At 56.8% G+C, this 13,721-nt stretch carries 13 protein-coding genes; 11 read left to right on the forward strand and 2 right to left on the reverse strand.

Annotated elements, in window-relative coordinates; translation table 11 throughout:
- The first annotated feature begins 56 nt into the window (after window positions 1-56).
- Both ABD735_RS07140 and ABD735_RS07145 read left to right on the forward strand, forming a co-directional pair.
- On the forward strand, window positions 57-629 hold the full coding sequence (locus ABD735_RS07140) for a 4Fe-4S dicluster domain-containing protein (RefSeq protein ID WP_344804779.1): 573 nt from the start codon (window positions 57-59) through the stop codon (window positions 627-629).
- Window positions 533-4,015: a molybdopterin-dependent oxidoreductase gene (locus ABD735_RS07145; RefSeq protein ID WP_344804781.1), complete on the forward strand. Its 3,483-nt coding sequence runs from the start codon at window positions 533-535 to the stop codon at window positions 4,013-4,015. The genes ABD735_RS07140 and ABD735_RS07145 overlap by 97 nt, the downstream gene beginning before the upstream one ends.
- Window positions 4,016-4,070: 55 nt before the next feature.
- Here the strand turns inward: ABD735_RS07145 and ABD735_RS07150 are convergent, their stop codons facing one another.
- Window positions 4,071-4,757 (reverse strand): START domain-containing protein, encoded by a 687-nt coding sequence (locus ABD735_RS07150; RefSeq protein WP_344804783.1) that lies wholly within the window; start codon window positions 4,755-4,757, stop codon window positions 4,071-4,073.
- A gap of 164 nt (window positions 4,758-4,921) precedes the next feature.
- On the opposite strand from ABD735_RS07150, the gene ABD735_RS07155 reads away from it, so the two are divergent.
- Together ABD735_RS07155 and ABD735_RS07160 are read left to right on the forward strand one after the other, a co-directional pair.
- Window positions 4,922-5,209 carry a hypothetical protein gene (locus ABD735_RS07155; RefSeq protein WP_344804785.1) on the forward strand — a complete coding sequence of 96 codons (288 nt, stop codon included), beginning with the start codon at window positions 4,922-4,924 and terminating at the stop codon, window positions 5,207-5,209.
- Between the two features lie 137 nt (window positions 5,210-5,346).
- Complete coding sequence (locus ABD735_RS07160) at window positions 5,347-7,671, forward strand: bifunctional diguanylate cyclase/phosphodiesterase (RefSeq protein ID WP_344804787.1); 2,325 nt, start codon at window positions 5,347-5,349, stop codon at window positions 7,669-7,671.
- A gap of 78 nt (window positions 7,672-7,749) precedes the next feature.
- Here the strand turns inward: ABD735_RS07160 and ABD735_RS07165 are convergent, their stop codons facing one another.
- Window positions 7,750-8,964: an RICIN domain-containing protein gene (locus tag ABD735_RS07165; RefSeq protein ID WP_344804789.1), complete on the reverse strand. Its 1,215-nt coding sequence runs from the start codon at window positions 8,962-8,964 to the stop codon at window positions 7,750-7,752.
- A gap of 223 nt (window positions 8,965-9,187) precedes the next feature.
- On the opposite strand from ABD735_RS07165, the gene ABD735_RS07170 reads away from it, so the two are divergent.
- The 7 genes from ABD735_RS07170 to ABD735_RS07200 all read left to right on the forward strand — a co-directional run bounded on the left by ABD735_RS07170 (window position 9,188) and on the right by ABD735_RS07200 (window position 13,720).
- Window positions 9,188-9,694 carry a thioredoxin family protein gene (locus ABD735_RS07170; RefSeq protein WP_344804791.1) on the forward strand — a complete coding sequence of 169 codons (507 nt, stop codon included), beginning with the start codon at window positions 9,188-9,190 and terminating at the stop codon, window positions 9,692-9,694.
- A 108-nt stretch (window positions 9,695-9,802) separates the two neighbouring features.
- Window positions 9,803-10,963: an iron-containing alcohol dehydrogenase gene (locus ABD735_RS07175; RefSeq protein ID WP_344804793.1), complete on the forward strand. Its 1,161-nt coding sequence runs from the start codon at window positions 9,803-9,805 to the stop codon at window positions 10,961-10,963.
- Window positions 10,964-10,966: 3 nt separating this feature from the next.
- Window positions 10,967-11,401: an acyl-CoA thioesterase gene (locus tag ABD735_RS07180; protein WP_344804795.1), complete on the forward strand. Its 435-nt coding sequence runs from the start codon at window positions 10,967-10,969 to the stop codon at window positions 11,399-11,401.
- 72 nt (window positions 11,402-11,473) lie between these two features.
- Window positions 11,474-11,758: an ArsR/SmtB family transcription factor gene (locus ABD735_RS07185; RefSeq protein ID WP_344804797.1), complete on the forward strand. Its 285-nt coding sequence runs from the start codon at window positions 11,474-11,476 to the stop codon at window positions 11,756-11,758.
- A gap of 52 nt (window positions 11,759-11,810) precedes the next feature.
- The gene (locus ABD735_RS07190) at window positions 11,811-12,344 is read left to right on the forward strand and encodes a flavin-containing monooxygenase (protein ID WP_344804799.1); all 534 of its coding nucleotides are present in this window, start codon (window positions 11,811-11,813) and stop codon (window positions 12,342-12,344) included.
- A gap of 69 nt (window positions 12,345-12,413) precedes the next feature.
- A complete protein-coding gene (locus ABD735_RS07195) occupies window positions 12,414-12,851 on the forward strand; it encodes an NAD(P)/FAD-dependent oxidoreductase (RefSeq protein WP_344804801.1) in 438 nt (145 codons plus the stop codon).
- Window positions 12,848-13,720 carry a hypothetical protein gene (locus ABD735_RS07200; RefSeq protein WP_344804803.1) on the forward strand — a complete coding sequence of 291 codons (873 nt, stop codon included), beginning with the start codon at window positions 12,848-12,850 and terminating at the stop codon, window positions 13,718-13,720. Before ABD735_RS07195 ends, ABD735_RS07200 begins: the two co-directional genes overlap by 4 nt.
- The last annotated feature ends 1 nt before the right edge of the window (window position 13,721 follow it).

Here is a 13,721-nt window from a genome sequence, read left to right on the forward strand (position 1 = left end):
GCTTCCTCAGAGGGTGAGCGCTAAGCTGCGGGCTCTTTCCGGTCCGGAGTCATCACATGACCTATGTCGTCACGCAGTCCTGCTCAGACAGTCAACTCACCAACTGTGTGGATGTCTGTCCGGTCGATGCCTTTCGTGAAGGACCGGAAATGCTGTACATCGATCCCGATGTCTGTATCGATTGCAATGCCTGCCTCAGCGAATGCCCCGTGCGCGCGATCTATCCCGAGCAGGCTGTACCCGAGGCGATGCTGGATGATATTCAGCTCAATGCCATTGAGTCCAAACGCTATCCGGTCATCAGAGAAAGTCGAGAACCCGAGCCGGGCGTACGCGTATCAGATCCCGTCGTGGCGAGCAGCGTCGAGGCTGCTCCTGGCACTGGGCAGTCCAGCGGCAAGAGACGCTTTGCCGTTGTCGGCGCAGGGCCTTCCGGTTTTTATGCCACTGAGGAAATCCTGAACAGATCGCGGATGCCGAAGTCGACATTTTCGATCGACTGCCCACGCCATTCGGGCTGGTGCGCTACGGGGTGGCCCCGGATCACCCGAAGATCAAATCCATCGCCAATAACTTCGACAGCATTGCACGATCTGCTAGGGTTCGTTTTTTCGGTAATGTCGAGGTAGGCCGTGATATCAGCCGCAGTGACCTGCTCGATCATTATGACAGTGTGCTTTACGCGACAGGCGGATCCGTCAGCCGCAAGCTTGCTCTGCCCGGGTCCGATCTGAGCAATATTTTCGGCGCCTCCGAATTTGTCGGCTGGTATAACGGCCACCCTGATGACAGGCAGCTGCAGGTTGATCTCTCCGGCACCACGGCTGTCGTCGTGGGCGTTGGTAACGTCGCGCTCGATGTCGCACGTATCCTCACCATGCCCATCGAGGAGCTCGAACGAACTGATATTGCTGATAACGCCCTCGAGGCATTGCGCAGCAGCCAGATTCGTGAAGTCTGTCTGGTGGCACGCCGCGGTCCTGTGCAGGCTGCATTTACTCCAAAGGAGCTGCGTCAGCTGCTCGGGCTGAGTAATGTCCGCATCGAGGTCGACCCGGCAGATCTCGAACTCGATGCAGCCAGTGAGGCGGAACTGGCAAAGCCGCTCAACACTGAAACCCGTGAAAATCTGAGCCTCTTGAGAGAAGTTCAGACGAAGCCTCAGATCGGCGACCGCAGCATTCGATTCATCTTCAGCCACTCTCCAACTGCCTTTGCGGGTAGCGCCAATGTCAGCACCATGACGGCCGTAGTGAATAAGCTTGCCACCAACGACAGCGGTGCCATTAGCGCTCAGGCCACGGACGAATGGCGTGAGATTCCTGCCAGTCTGGTCATCAATGCCACAGGCTACCAAGGCCTGCCGGTCGATGGGTTGGGCTTCGATGAGCAGCGCAGCGTCATTGCCAATGCCGAAGGGCGAGTCATCTCCAGCGAAGGTCAGCCAGTGGCTCGCGAATACGTGGCTGGCTGGATCAAGCGTGGCGCCAGCGGCGTGGTTGGCAGCAATCGGCAATGCGCCGTTGAGTCGGTGAAGCATCTTGTCGCCGATCTCGGCCCGGCACCCCTGCGCGCTGACGATGATATTCTCGCTCAACTGAACAGCCGCAAAGTGAAATTTGTCAGCTATGACGACTGGCTGCTGCTGGATCAGCATGAGATCGAGCAGGGCGGGCGCGAGGGACGGCCTCGACGAAAGGAAACCGAGGTGTCTGCGATGCTCGAAATCATTCGAAGCAGGAAGGCAGATGCCAGCCCTACCACAGGCTCACCAATGGTGTCGTCGAACGAGGCAAGGCAAGGCGCAGTGGTAAACACCTCCGCTGCTCGAACAGACGTTAAAACCCATTTCAGAACCTGCTCGTTGTGCGAAGCCATGTGCGGCATCAAAATCGAGTATGAAGGCGAGAAAATACTGTCGATCGCCGGCGACCCTGAAGATCCTCACAGTCAAGGTCACATCTGTCCTAAAGGCTATGCCCTGCAGGATCTGCACACCGACCCTGATCGCCTGAAAACCCCGATGAAGCGCATTGGGCATCAGTGGATCCCGATACCCTGGGACGAAGCCCTCGACGAGGTCGCTGAACGTCTCGTCGGCATTCAGGCTGAACACGGTAATGACGCCGTCGCCGCCTACTGGGGTAACCCAACCGCCCACAATCTGGGCATCATGCTCACCCTCGAGAAATTCAGAGCTACCTTGCGATCGCGAAATCTGTTTTCGGCCTCAAGTCTTGACCAGATACCGCACCAGCTGGTGTCCTACTTCATGTACGGCCACAGCCAGCTGTTCACCATTCCTGATATCGATCGAACCGATTATATGCTGATGCTTGGGGCTAACCCTGCCGCATCGAACGGTAGCCTGATGTCCGCCGGGGATGTGCTCGGTCGACTTCAGGGCATTACCGAGCGCGGCGGCAAGATCGTGTTGATCGACCCACGCCGCACCGAAACAGCCATGTATACCAGCGAGCATCAGTTTATCCAGCCGGGCTCTGATGCGCTATTCCTGCTGGGTCTGATTCAGGTGATCCTGGCCAAGGGGCTGAGCAAGCCCGGCAGGCTGATTGACCTGGTCAAGGGCTGGGATGAGCTGACGGTGCTCATGGATCGGATTCCGCTCGACCGCATCGCCAGCGAAACCGGTATCCCTGCAGACGTGATCGAGCGCATTGCGACTGAATTCGCAGCAGCTGAACGTGCCGTCTGCTACGGCCGGATGGGTGTGTCGACACAGGCCTTTGGCGCCATGAACCACTGGCTTATCCAGCTTCTGAACATACTGACCGGGAATGTCGACCGTGAGGGCGGCATGATGTTCACCACCCCCGCCTTCGATCTGGCAAAGATGTCCGGACGCGGTGGTTTTGACCGCTATCAGAGCCGTGTACGCGGTCGTGCGGAGTTTGGCCGCGAGTTTCCAACCGCGATTCTGGCAGAAGAAATGCTGACGCCGGGAAGTGGGCAAGTCCGGGCCTTCGTCAGCATCGCCGGGAATCCGGTCCTTTCTTCCCCCAATGGTCGACAGCTCGAGGAGGCTTTGTCTGGGCTCGACTACATGGTAGCGGTCGATTTCTATCTGAATGAAACCACGCGCCACGCAGATATCATTCTGCCACCAACTGGCCCGCTCGAGCACGAGCAATACGATATTGTTTTCAACCTGCTTGCGGTCCGTAACGTGGCGAAATACTCAGAGGCGCTGTTTCCACACAAGCCAGGTACACGATCAGATCTGGACATATTCACGGGACTGATCAAGCGCATGCAAGCGTTGAAAATGAAGCGTAAATCACTCGTCAAGCGTCTGAAGCATATGGCTACCGAGCAGGTGACTGATCTTCTGACCCCGCAGCGTGTATTGGATCTGGCGCTGCGTACAGGTCCCTATGGCAAGGGGCTCAGTCCGCTGCGTCAGCTTAATCCCTTCAGCAAAGGGCTCGATCTGGCGACCTTGAAGAAGCATCCGCACGGCCTCGATCTGGGGCCGCTTCAACAGTGCCTGCCCCAGCGACTGTTTACTGCGGACAAGCGCATACAGTTGATGCCGCCGCGTCTGGTGACGGATCTGGACCGCTTGTGCGAGCGCTACAGTGAAAAGCGTCCGAACGCAGGGCTTCTGTTGATTGGCCGACGTGATCTGCGAACCAACAATTCATGGATGCACAACAGTTATCGGCTGGTGAAAGGCAAGGATCGTTGTGCGCTATTCATGCATCCCGAGGATGCCCGTGCCCAGCAGCTGGAGGATCGCGATCAGGTGAGGGTGATGTCATCGCGTGGCGAGCTGATTGCAATTGTGCGGACCACAGAGGATATCAAGCCTGGCGTGGTCAGCCTGCCTCACGGATGGGGCCACCATCGGGAAGGCATACGTCTGAGGACAGCCCAGGCGCACCCCGGCGTGAGTATCAACGATATCACTGATGAGCGCGTGCTGGATGAGCTCTCAGGCAACGCCGTGCTGAACGGCGTCCCCGTTCAGCTCGAACGCCTGGCTGCTGTATGAATCGTGTTTCATGCCAGCAAGGCCAGGCCTCCGAGCGTACCAGGCCACCATCGCTCTAATCCTCTGCACCGTGCAGCCAGCCTACAATCCTGCCGTGCTCATCGCGTTCAAATTTTCTTGAGCGATACGCCGGCGTCCGTACCAGTTTTCTCATGCCGATGACACTTCTTGTGGGGATGTCTTCGAGTAGCTGATTGATCAACCATACCGGAATGTCGCCAGACGGATCGAAATGCTGCTCGGAACGGAACAGCGTACTGGCGTCGGACAGTGGCTCCAGATGGTAAAAGCCATGAGCGGCAGTTACCCGGATATTGTTCGTCGAGGGCCACTCGCTGGCCTGATTGACCAGCCTTATCATGAAACCGCCAGATTTCGTCTCTTCTATCCTGAATGTCAGCACCAGGTCCCGGTCCGTGACCGGCCAGGGCATGTTGCTGATCTGGTAGGCGGTAAAATCATAGAACCCTGCCGAGTCGACGAGTTCGGCCCAGGTACAGTTGTAAATCCATTTTGGGTACTGCTCAACATCGGCAAATACCGCCATCACAGCAGTGATTGGCGCATCGATAATGGCTTCGATACGCACCGCCTTGATGGCAGAGTCCGGATAGTCGAAGGTCTCTACAAGAATGTCTTCACCGGGTTCTGATGCGCCTAGCGCGATGACACCTGCGCCCATCATCCCGAGCGCAAGTGCGGCTTTTCGCAAGTTGGAAGTGGAATTGCGGTAACTCGTCATTGGCGGCCATCCGGATTGGCGTATGCATTAATGTCTGCGTGGAGTATGGCGAAGGCTCGTTCGATCGATATTGATTGATATCAAGAGGCACCGCGTGCTGATCCGCAAAATCTGCTTTGATGTTCTACACTTGGGTGAAATTGTCATGTCTCTCAGCCAGGGGCGTGGCGCCTCTGCTTATTCCAGCATGCTCCAGGGAGTTGATCTGTGAGAGACATAACAATAAGAAACTGCATCCTGATAAGCTTCACGGCAACCCAGTTACTGATGGTGACCATGGGGCGGTCGAGCTGAGTAAGCTTCAAGCTCAAAGTGAGCAGACACTGATCCCTGCTGATCTGGAAATGCAAAGCCTGAGCAACATCGACGGCCTGACCGGCGTGAATGAGCGGGCCTGCCTTTCAATATTGATGGTACATATCTATGAGTTCAACCCGTTCAATGATTCCTAAGGTCATCTCAAGAGTGACCGAGGGCTGTGTGCGGTGACGGAGACTACTCGCCAGGTCCGCCAGCGACCCGCTGATCTAGCGGCGGGCATCGCTGGTGCAAAACGAAACGGCAGAAATAGCGTGGCCGAGGCTCAGTAATGGTCAAGGCTTTTCTCAAGTCACCCCTGGGGCGTCTCGCCATACTCTTCTTGCTGCTGACTACACTAGCGCTAGTCATTGCCAGCCATTACAAATGGCAGCACCTGCAGCAGGATCTTCGCAAGGAACTTGCGAACGTTCACAAGATGATGGAGAGCTCAGCCGCTGACCGGTTTCATCAACAGGAGGCCATGTTCGAAATAGTCGGGCAGCGCCTGTTGGATATGGACGCCGTCAACAATGTGCCGGCTGCCCTAACGCTGATGAACGGGGTGATCGAGAACAATCCGGTCTTCGTGGCGTACAAGCTCATTCGGCCTGACGGACGGGTGATCGGGACTTCGGAGAACCTCGCCAGTGTGCAGCATTCGAATCTGCTGAAGACGCCCCATGCAGCGGAGACCTTTCGTACCGCACTCGACTCAAACCGGCTCACGCTAGGGAGGACCTGGTTCAGTGAAGCGCTGGATCTATGGGTGTTTCCAGTGCGCTATGCTGTTCGTGATAGCCAGGGGACCGTCAAAATGGTCATCTCCGCAGCGATAGCCCTCGACGGCGAATACAATCCCTGGACGGTCAAGACCTTGAGGCTTGGTATCGACGTATTCGTCACGATACGTGAACCTTCGAGTCAGCGTTTCTATCCGCTTTACTACGAACCGTTTTCCTCGTTCGGCGCCAGCAAGCAGCAGGCCTATGCCAATCCGCTCCCCAAATCCTTCGTTCAGACTGTCATTTCGAAGGTGGAAGAGGCCACGGGCCAACCATTCAGCGAATTGCTCCAACGTGATTTCTCGGCCAGTTTTCTGAGCGATGCTCCGAATCTTGCGCCAGCAATGGCTGTGAGTGGCTACGATAAGGATCATCAGTACTTTCTTGGCATAAGGGAGACCATACCGAATCTCAGGAAGGATTTTGGTGACTGGCTGTTTCTGGTTCTGATCGTTTATCTGTTCGTCAACGCGCTGGTCGCGGTCACGTTCTATCGCATGTTTCTCGTCGAGGAGCGGCATAAGGCGAAGCTGCGTCACCAGGCTATGCATGACTCACTGACTGACCTGCCAAACCGTTATTATCTCAAGACGCACTATTCCAGCTGGGTTGAAAGTACCGGTGGCGACTATGCCTTGTTTTTTCTTGACCTCGATAACTTCAAGTTCATCAACGATCATTTCGGCCACTCCGTGGGCGATCTGGTGCTGCTCGAAGTCGCACAGCGACTCAAAGTGTTCTGCACGCCGGGCATGCTGCTGATCCGCCAGGGCGGCGATGAGTTTCTGCTGCTGATGCCGTGTAGGGACAAGGCGGGCTGCATGCTGACCGTCGATCAACTGACTCACCGCCTCAATGAAGTCATGGTGGTCGATAATCTCAAGATTTCTGTTACCGGTAGTATCGGCATCACCTTTTGCAGCCAGGCTGGGGAGGCGCTCGATGCACTGATGGTCAAGGCAGACATTGCCATGTACCAGGCCAAGAAACTTCGAAACAGTCATGCTGTCTTTTCAGAGGATCTGCAGAAAAAAAGCGACGAACGGGCGGTGATGGAGTCCGAGCTTCGGGGCGCCATCGACAATGGCGAACTGTACATGGTGTATCAGCCCCAGGTGGAGGCTGTTACCGGCAAGGTTAGTGGTGTAGAAGCGCTTCTGCGCTGGAACAACCCTCTGCTGGGTCTGGTCCCGCCAGACCGTTTCATTCCGGTAGCTGAGGACTGCGGGCTCATCAACCCCATAGGGAACCTTGTAGTCGATACGGCACTGAAGGAGATTGCGGGGATTCACGGCGACTACGAAAGGCTCCGGCTTTCGATCAATGTCTCGGTGCAGCAGCTGGTGCATGGCGGTTTCCGCGACTACATCAAGCAGAAGTGCGCCGACTATGACCTGCCCAACTCACTGATCAAGATCGAGATTACAGAGAGCCTGTTCATCGAAGATTTCTGGCAGATCGAAAATCTGCTCAAGCTCCTCAGCGGCGACGGGTTCAGCATCTCTCTGGATGACTTCGGCACAGGCTATTCGTCACTCAGCGTGCTCAGGAAGCTGCCGATCAATGAGGTCAAGATAGACAAGAGTTTCGTTCAGGACATCCTGAGTGATCCGCATGATCGGGCGCTCATCAAGAGCATCATCAGCATCGGCCAGAGTCTCGAGATTCCGACACTGGCGGAAGGCGTGGAGGATATCGATCAGGCGCTGCTCCTGCGGCAATACGGCTGCAACCTGTTTCAGGGCTATCTCTTCGCCAAACCAATGAAGCTGGAGGACCTGAAGATTTATCTCCAGGGCTTCGAGCCTTACCCCTTCGATGCAGTCAGGTGAAGCGCTTGCTGCTAGCAGTCTGCAGCTTCACCCGATTGCCGGGCAGAAGCTCGATCAGTCTCATCCAGGCGGTCTGACTCAGCGCCCCGGACTGCTGCGCACTCTCAGTCCGGGGTATACCGCGAAGTTATCGAAGCGGGAATACACTGTTCTCGGTGGTGCCCACGACCAGTCATTGCCGCCGAAGAAAGTGCTGAGCAGGAAATTGGTGATCTCCGTCCGGCTACCGCCAACCTCACGCAATTGCACATTCTGATGAGAGGCTGCCTTGCGACCATCGATGTACAGATCGATCAGACCGTTGGCCTGCCATGGATCATTCACTTTTACGTGCAGGGAGATCGCATGGTAGCGCCCGGTCTCGAACTGGCGCGATGAATAGTAGTCATCGCCACAGGGGTTGGCGCGGTTCTGGTGGTAGGAGTAGATGACAGGCTCGCCATCCCTGCGCCACATCACCCGCGCACTCCAGCCATTGTCCACGATAGGCTTGCAGCCTGAGGTCGGGTTGTCCGGTCCCAGGCCCGGCAGCTTGCCGCCCTTGACGAAGCCAAAGCCGCTTTCGAACATCACATCGTAGTTGAGGGTGTACTCCCGTGCCGGGGGCAGGCTTTGCCTGCCTACGATGCGGGGGCTGCCAGCACTCGATCTGACGTAGGTCATGCGCACGCACTTGCTGCCATCGACACCGCAGCCGTTGCGAACTTCAGTATAGGGTTCATTGAGCCAACGGCTACCGGCGGATAGGCCATCAAAGTTTTCGTTCCAGACTGGCTTCGCCGCAGCGGTAGTCCGTGTCGAGCGAAAGGCGAAGCGCTGGCTGTCGCCACCCCACCATGTCCACTGCTTTACGTTGCCACCGTCAGCGGTGGAGCTCGCACCTACCTCGACGACTTTTCCGCTATGCATGGGGCGGATGCGATAGTATCCATCGCTCTGCCGTTCAATGTGGAAACGCTGGTTGGCGCCGCTGCTGCAGCTCCACTGCTGCATCATCGCTCCGTTTGCCTTTGATACGCCGGTGACGTCGAGACACTTGCCAGAATGTATCGCTTGGACCCGATAGCCGCCATCCATTGCCGTTACGCGCCATTTCTGGTTGTCGCCAGCGTGGCATCGCCATTGATGGACCTTTGCGCCGTTGCTGCCGGACACGCCAGCGACGTCCACGCACTTGTTACTGTGCTTCGCCGCAATCTGATAGGTGCCGTTGGCAATGGCATGGGCGGCCAATGGCAGGGAAGTGCCCAGGAGAAGGGCGCATACGCTGAGTAAACGATTGGACAAGGTCATAGGTGGGCCTGTGCGGTATGGTTTGGCGCCATCCTAGTGTCGGGCCAGTCCTAAAACATCGGCTATCAGGCTCATATTTAAAGTGAATTCACCGGAGTGTGATTCAGGTCGGGTTCACAATGCCAACAACATGAGAAAAGCGCTGTGCCACTGGCGCAGTGTGTCCGTCCCTCTACTACATCGGCCGCACTGTCCCGGGCGCCGGCCCAATCAAGGAGTGATTATGTTGTCCCTATACCACCGAACGATATCTTTTCTGGCCCTTCTGATGCTGTCAGCAGGCCTTCACGCTGACGAAGTCCTGCCCATCAACTGGAATGACGAGCAGCTCGACTGGCACAGTTACGAAGCCGGCGTAGACGAAATCCGCCGCACTGGCAGCGTCGGGATGCTGGTGCTATACGCTGACTGGTGTCCGACCTGCAAGGCCTATGGCAAATTATTCGGTGAAGAAGCGGTAGTCAACAGCCTGGTAGGGGTGGTACTTATCCGGGCAAATGTCGATACCGAAATCGGCTTGAGCAGTCGTTACGATATCGATGGCGACTATGTTCCCCGAACCTTCGCGCTGGATAGCAAGGCGAGGATCATCGAGGCGCTTGACCCGAGTACTGAACAGTTTTGGTACTTCCTCCCGGTATCGAAACCGGACTATGTGGTGAGCTTTGCGGAAAAGCTGAAAGGCCTCAAAGGCGACCCGTCAAGTGTGGAACTGACTGCGCTCGAGTAAGGGCGCAAGCTAAACGGGATGACTGGCCTGATGGTCAGAAGCTGAACGGTCATGCTATGTTTGGCTGAACAAAAGCAAGATGCAAGCCGACAGGCGGAGGTCTCATCCGTGCAGCCATTTCAGTTCAGCACCACACCGACCATTATCAGCGAGCCTGGCGCAGCCGGGCGGCTGGCTGCCTTATGCAGTGACTATCAGGCTTCGTCGGTTTTTCTGGTCACCGATGCAGGTATCCTCAAGGCAGGTCTGCTCTCACAGGTTCAGCCAGGCTTCGACGAAGCGACCTTGAAGCTCACCGTCTTTAGCGAGGTGGAGGCCGATCCTTCAGAGCAGACTGTGCTGGCCGCTATCGATCAGGCCCGTAGCGCTGGCGCTGATGTCGTCATAGGTTTCGGCGGTGGCAGCTCGATGGACGTGGCCAAGCTGGTGGCTTTACTGGCCTCGCCGGATTGTCAGCAGTCGCTGCCGGATACGTATGGCGTAGGCCAGGCAAAAGGCAAACGCCTGCCCCTTATACAGGTGCCCACCACTGCAGGCACCGGATCGGAAGTGACGCCGATCGCCATCGTCACGACTGGTGAGACCACCAAATCCGGAATCGTCTCGCCACTGTTGCTGCCCGATGTGGCCGTGCTCGATGCTCAACTCACACTTGGTCTGCCCGCGCACGTCACGGCAGCCACCGGCGTCGATGCGATGGTCCACGCCATCGAAGCCTATACCAGCAAGATCAGAAAGAATCCGCTCTCCGACATGCTCGCGAAAGAGGCTCTGCGCCTGCTGGCGGGGAGTATCAGAACAGCGGTCAGCGATGGTGGAAATATCGAGGCCAGGCAACGCATGCTGCTTGGTGCGACCCTGGCAGGCCAGGCCTTTGCCAATGCGCCCGTCGCGGCGGTACATGCGCTGGCCTATCCGCTCGGAGGACATTTTCATATTCCACATGGGCTGAGCAATTCGCTCGTCTTGCCGCACGTACTGCGATACAACAGCGATTTCGCTGAAGCCCATTATGGTGAGCTCGCGCCAATCGTTCTTCAGCGCCAGCTGGAAGGCCATGGTAGCGATTTGGCTGAACAGCTGGTCACTGGGCTCGAGCAACTTATTCGCGAGCTCGGGCTGCCTACTACACTGAGGGAGCTCGATATCCCTGAAGATTTCCTTCCGCGACTCGCTGCTGATGCGATGCTGCAGCAGCGCCTACTGGTCAACAATCCACGGGAAATGACCGAGGCCGATGCGCTGACCATTTACCAGAGTGCCTATTGAGCCATGACGGACCGTCCCCTTAGCCGAAGCGACTATGTCGAGTTTCACAGCATCACGACCCGCTGGATGGACAACGACATCTACGGCCACGTCAATAACGTGACTTACTATTCCTATTTCGACACAGCAGTGAATCATTACCTGATCAAGACTGGTGGCTTGAACATAAAGACTGGATCGGTGATCGCCTACGTCGTCGATTCGAGATGCAGTTACCTCAAGAGCATTGCCTATCCTGACGAGCTTGAAGTCGGCCTGCGGGTCAATCGTCTGGGCAACAGCTCGGTCGAGTATGGACTGGCCATCTTTCGCAGGGGCGAGACTGAAGCCTGCGCGTCCGGGAGTTTTGTCCATGTCTTCGTAAACCGGGCTGAAGAAAAGTCGGTGCCCATACCGGAAGGAATACGAGTAGCCTTGCAGCGTCTGAAAAGTGACTGACTGAATGCGGCACTGATTGACAGTGATGCCTGACTCGCCCTATCATTTCGGAATACAGCGAAATGAGGTGTTATGCCGCTCTCTCCAGCGTTATACAGATTCTTGCAGGCTCTGGCAAACGAAAACCGACAGCGCATCATGCTGCTGTTTACCGAGCAGCCTGTACTGACGGTCGGCGAGGTTGCCGATCGCACCGGTCTTGGCATGTCCACCGTGTCGGAGCATCTCAAGCAACTCAGGGAAGCCGGTCTGCTGGTATCGACCAAGTTGGGCAAGGAGGTCCAGTATCGGACTGATGTGAGCCGAATTCAGGCGACACTCAAAGATCTCAATAGCTTCCTGGGGAAGTGCTGTTAGATATTTTTTTGATAATACATTTCGTAAATTCGCGAAATAACGGAGTATAAGCATGCTGGATGTCATTGTCATTGGTGCTGGCCAGGCTGGACTGGCCACCGCATATGCGCTCAGGTCGGCTGGCCTGAGTTTTGAGATGCTGGAAGCTGCCGCTGAGCCCGGTGGTGCCTGGTCCAATTATTATGACAGCCTGAAGCTGTTCTCTCCGGCCCGATATTCATCGCTACCGGGTATGCAGTTTCCGGGGGACCCAGCGCGTTATCCTGCTCGCGATGAGGTCGTTGAGTATCTGCGCACTTATGCGCGTCATTTCTCTTTTCCTGTGGTCTGTAACGTTCGCGTGAAGGCTGTCGAGGCTATTGAGGGTGGGTTTCAGCTTATGGATGAGCAAGATCGGCGATGGCTGTGCCGGGCTCTGGTGGTGGCGACCGGTAGTTTCGCCCAACCGCATCGGCCCTGGTTCGAAGGCAACGAGAACTTCGCCGGCCAGGTATTACACGCCGCTGACTATCGCAAGACCTCTGATGTGCAAGGCAGGCGAATCGCTGTCGTCGGGGCGGGAAATTCGGCTGTTCAGATCGCTTAAGAACTGGCAGCTCATCGAGAAGTCATTCTGGTATCACGTAAGCCACCCGTCTTCCTGCAGCAGAGACCAATGGGGATGGATCTTCACTTCTGGCTACGTTTTTCTGGTGTTGACCGCGCACCTCTCGGTGCCTGGTTCGGCTGGAAGTTCAGTGAAGCAGTCCTGGATCAGGGGCAATATCAGGCTGCGATCAGGGATGGACGAATTGGCTGGAGACCCATGTTTGATCGGCTCAGCGAAGACGGTATGCATTGGGGCGAGGCCAGGGAGGCCGTCGACGCCCTGGTACTGGCGACAGGCTATCGGCAGGCGCCAGCCTTTCTCGCTTCGCTGGAGCGCGATGGTCGCTCCGCAGTGGCTTCGCAGAGAGGCGGTATCTCTCGAAGCTTTCCGGGGCTGTATTTCGTCGGAGTGCCGTGGCAGCGTTCTCACGCCTCAGCGACGCTTCGCGGGGTCGGGGCAGACGCAGCCCATGTCGTCAGCCGGATAAGGCGACACTTGTCATGAGCGATGCCGTCATGATCTGGCCCGCCATGAACACAGTGCTCATCATGTTCGCGATGGGACTGGCCCGTTCTGATACTTCAGGCAGCGTTGCCGTGTTGAGCTGGCCCATGGCGCGGGTGGTGCTTGGCTATAACGTGGTCATTCCATGGGGTGTACTGCTAGTGGTGGCTGCGCGCGACCTGTTTTCGCGTTCAGTAGTTGCCGGCATGGCGCTCTGTATTGTATCCGCGGGGGGCAGCTCTACCGGTGCCTCCGTGCTTGCGGCCAGGGCGCCAGCGTCTTCTGCAGCGAAGCTTATCCTGGTGCTTGGCATCGTCAGTCTTTTGATGATCCTCGCCTTGTCCCTGGCGCGAATCGAGTATGCCGAAGCCCCATCAACCGCATTCGTGAGCCTGTATCTACTGTTGCTCATGGCGATGCCACTGGCGGCGGGGCGGTATATTCGGCAGCGCTATCCTCAGACTAGCGGGTCCCTCTCCAGCGTAAGCGGGCGTCTGGCGAGTGTTTCGATAATTGCTTTGATCGTGATGCTCGCTATTGATCATGGCAGGCTCATTATTCTGGGACCGGTTGAGCCGCTGATGGCAGCTGCAGTGCTGGTTCTCAGTTTCACTGTCCCGGCAGGGTTCGAGCAGCAAGGCGCATGGCGACGCGTCGCACTGCTGGTGACCCTGACGCGGAATCTCGCCTTGGCCTTGTCGCTGGCTGCTCTGCTACCAGACCGGGCTGAGATTCTGCCTACGGTGTTGGCCTTCGGCCTGATGATGTATATCGCAACCGGCGTCATGCTCCTGTATTGGCGCAGCTCAGGCAGTTCAAGAGTTCGCCTTGGGGCAGCTTACAAATTATGCTGCTATCCTCGGGAGTAGA

Origin of the sequence: Allohahella marinimesophila (assembly GCF_039538005.1) — a bacterium.
Classification (GTDB): Bacteria; Pseudomonadota; Gammaproteobacteria; order Pseudomonadales; family Oleiphilaceae; genus Allohahella; species Allohahella marinimesophila.

What these genes read in the sequence shown, in the direction of transcription:
- ABD735_RS07185 (WP_344804797.1), top strand. Translation starts at nt 11,474, where the DNA reads ATGCCGCTCTCTCCAGCGTTATACAGATTCTTGCAGGCTCTGGCAAAC.
- ABD735_RS07150 (WP_344804783.1), bottom strand. Translation starts at nt 4,757, where the DNA reads ATGACGAGTTACCGCAATTCCACTTCCAACTTGCGAAAAGCCGCACTT.
- ABD735_RS07200 (WP_344804803.1), top strand. Translation starts at nt 12,848, where the DNA reads ATGAGCGATGCCGTCATGATCTGGCCCGCCATGAACACAGTGCTCATC.
- ABD735_RS07165 (WP_344804789.1), bottom strand. Translation starts at nt 8,964, where the DNA reads ATGACCTTGTCCAATCGTTTACTCAGCGTATGCGCCCTTCTCCTGGGC.
- ABD735_RS07170 (WP_344804791.1), top strand. Translation starts at nt 9,188, where the DNA reads ATGTTGTCCCTATACCACCGAACGATATCTTTTCTGGCCCTTCTGATG.
- ABD735_RS07180 (WP_344804795.1), top strand. Translation starts at nt 10,967, where the DNA reads ATGACGGACCGTCCCCTTAGCCGAAGCGACTATGTCGAGTTTCACAGC.
- ABD735_RS07160 (WP_344804787.1), top strand. Translation starts at nt 5,347, where the DNA reads ATGGTCAAGGCTTTTCTCAAGTCACCCCTGGGGCGTCTCGCCATACTC.
- ABD735_RS07190 (WP_344804799.1), top strand. Translation starts at nt 11,811, where the DNA reads ATGCTGGATGTCATTGTCATTGGTGCTGGCCAGGCTGGACTGGCCACC.
- ABD735_RS07195 (WP_344804801.1), top strand. Translation starts at nt 12,414, where the DNA reads ATGGGGATGGATCTTCACTTCTGGCTACGTTTTTCTGGTGTTGACCGC.
- ABD735_RS07140 (WP_344804779.1), top strand. Translation starts at nt 57, where the DNA reads ATGACCTATGTCGTCACGCAGTCCTGCTCAGACAGTCAACTCACCAAC.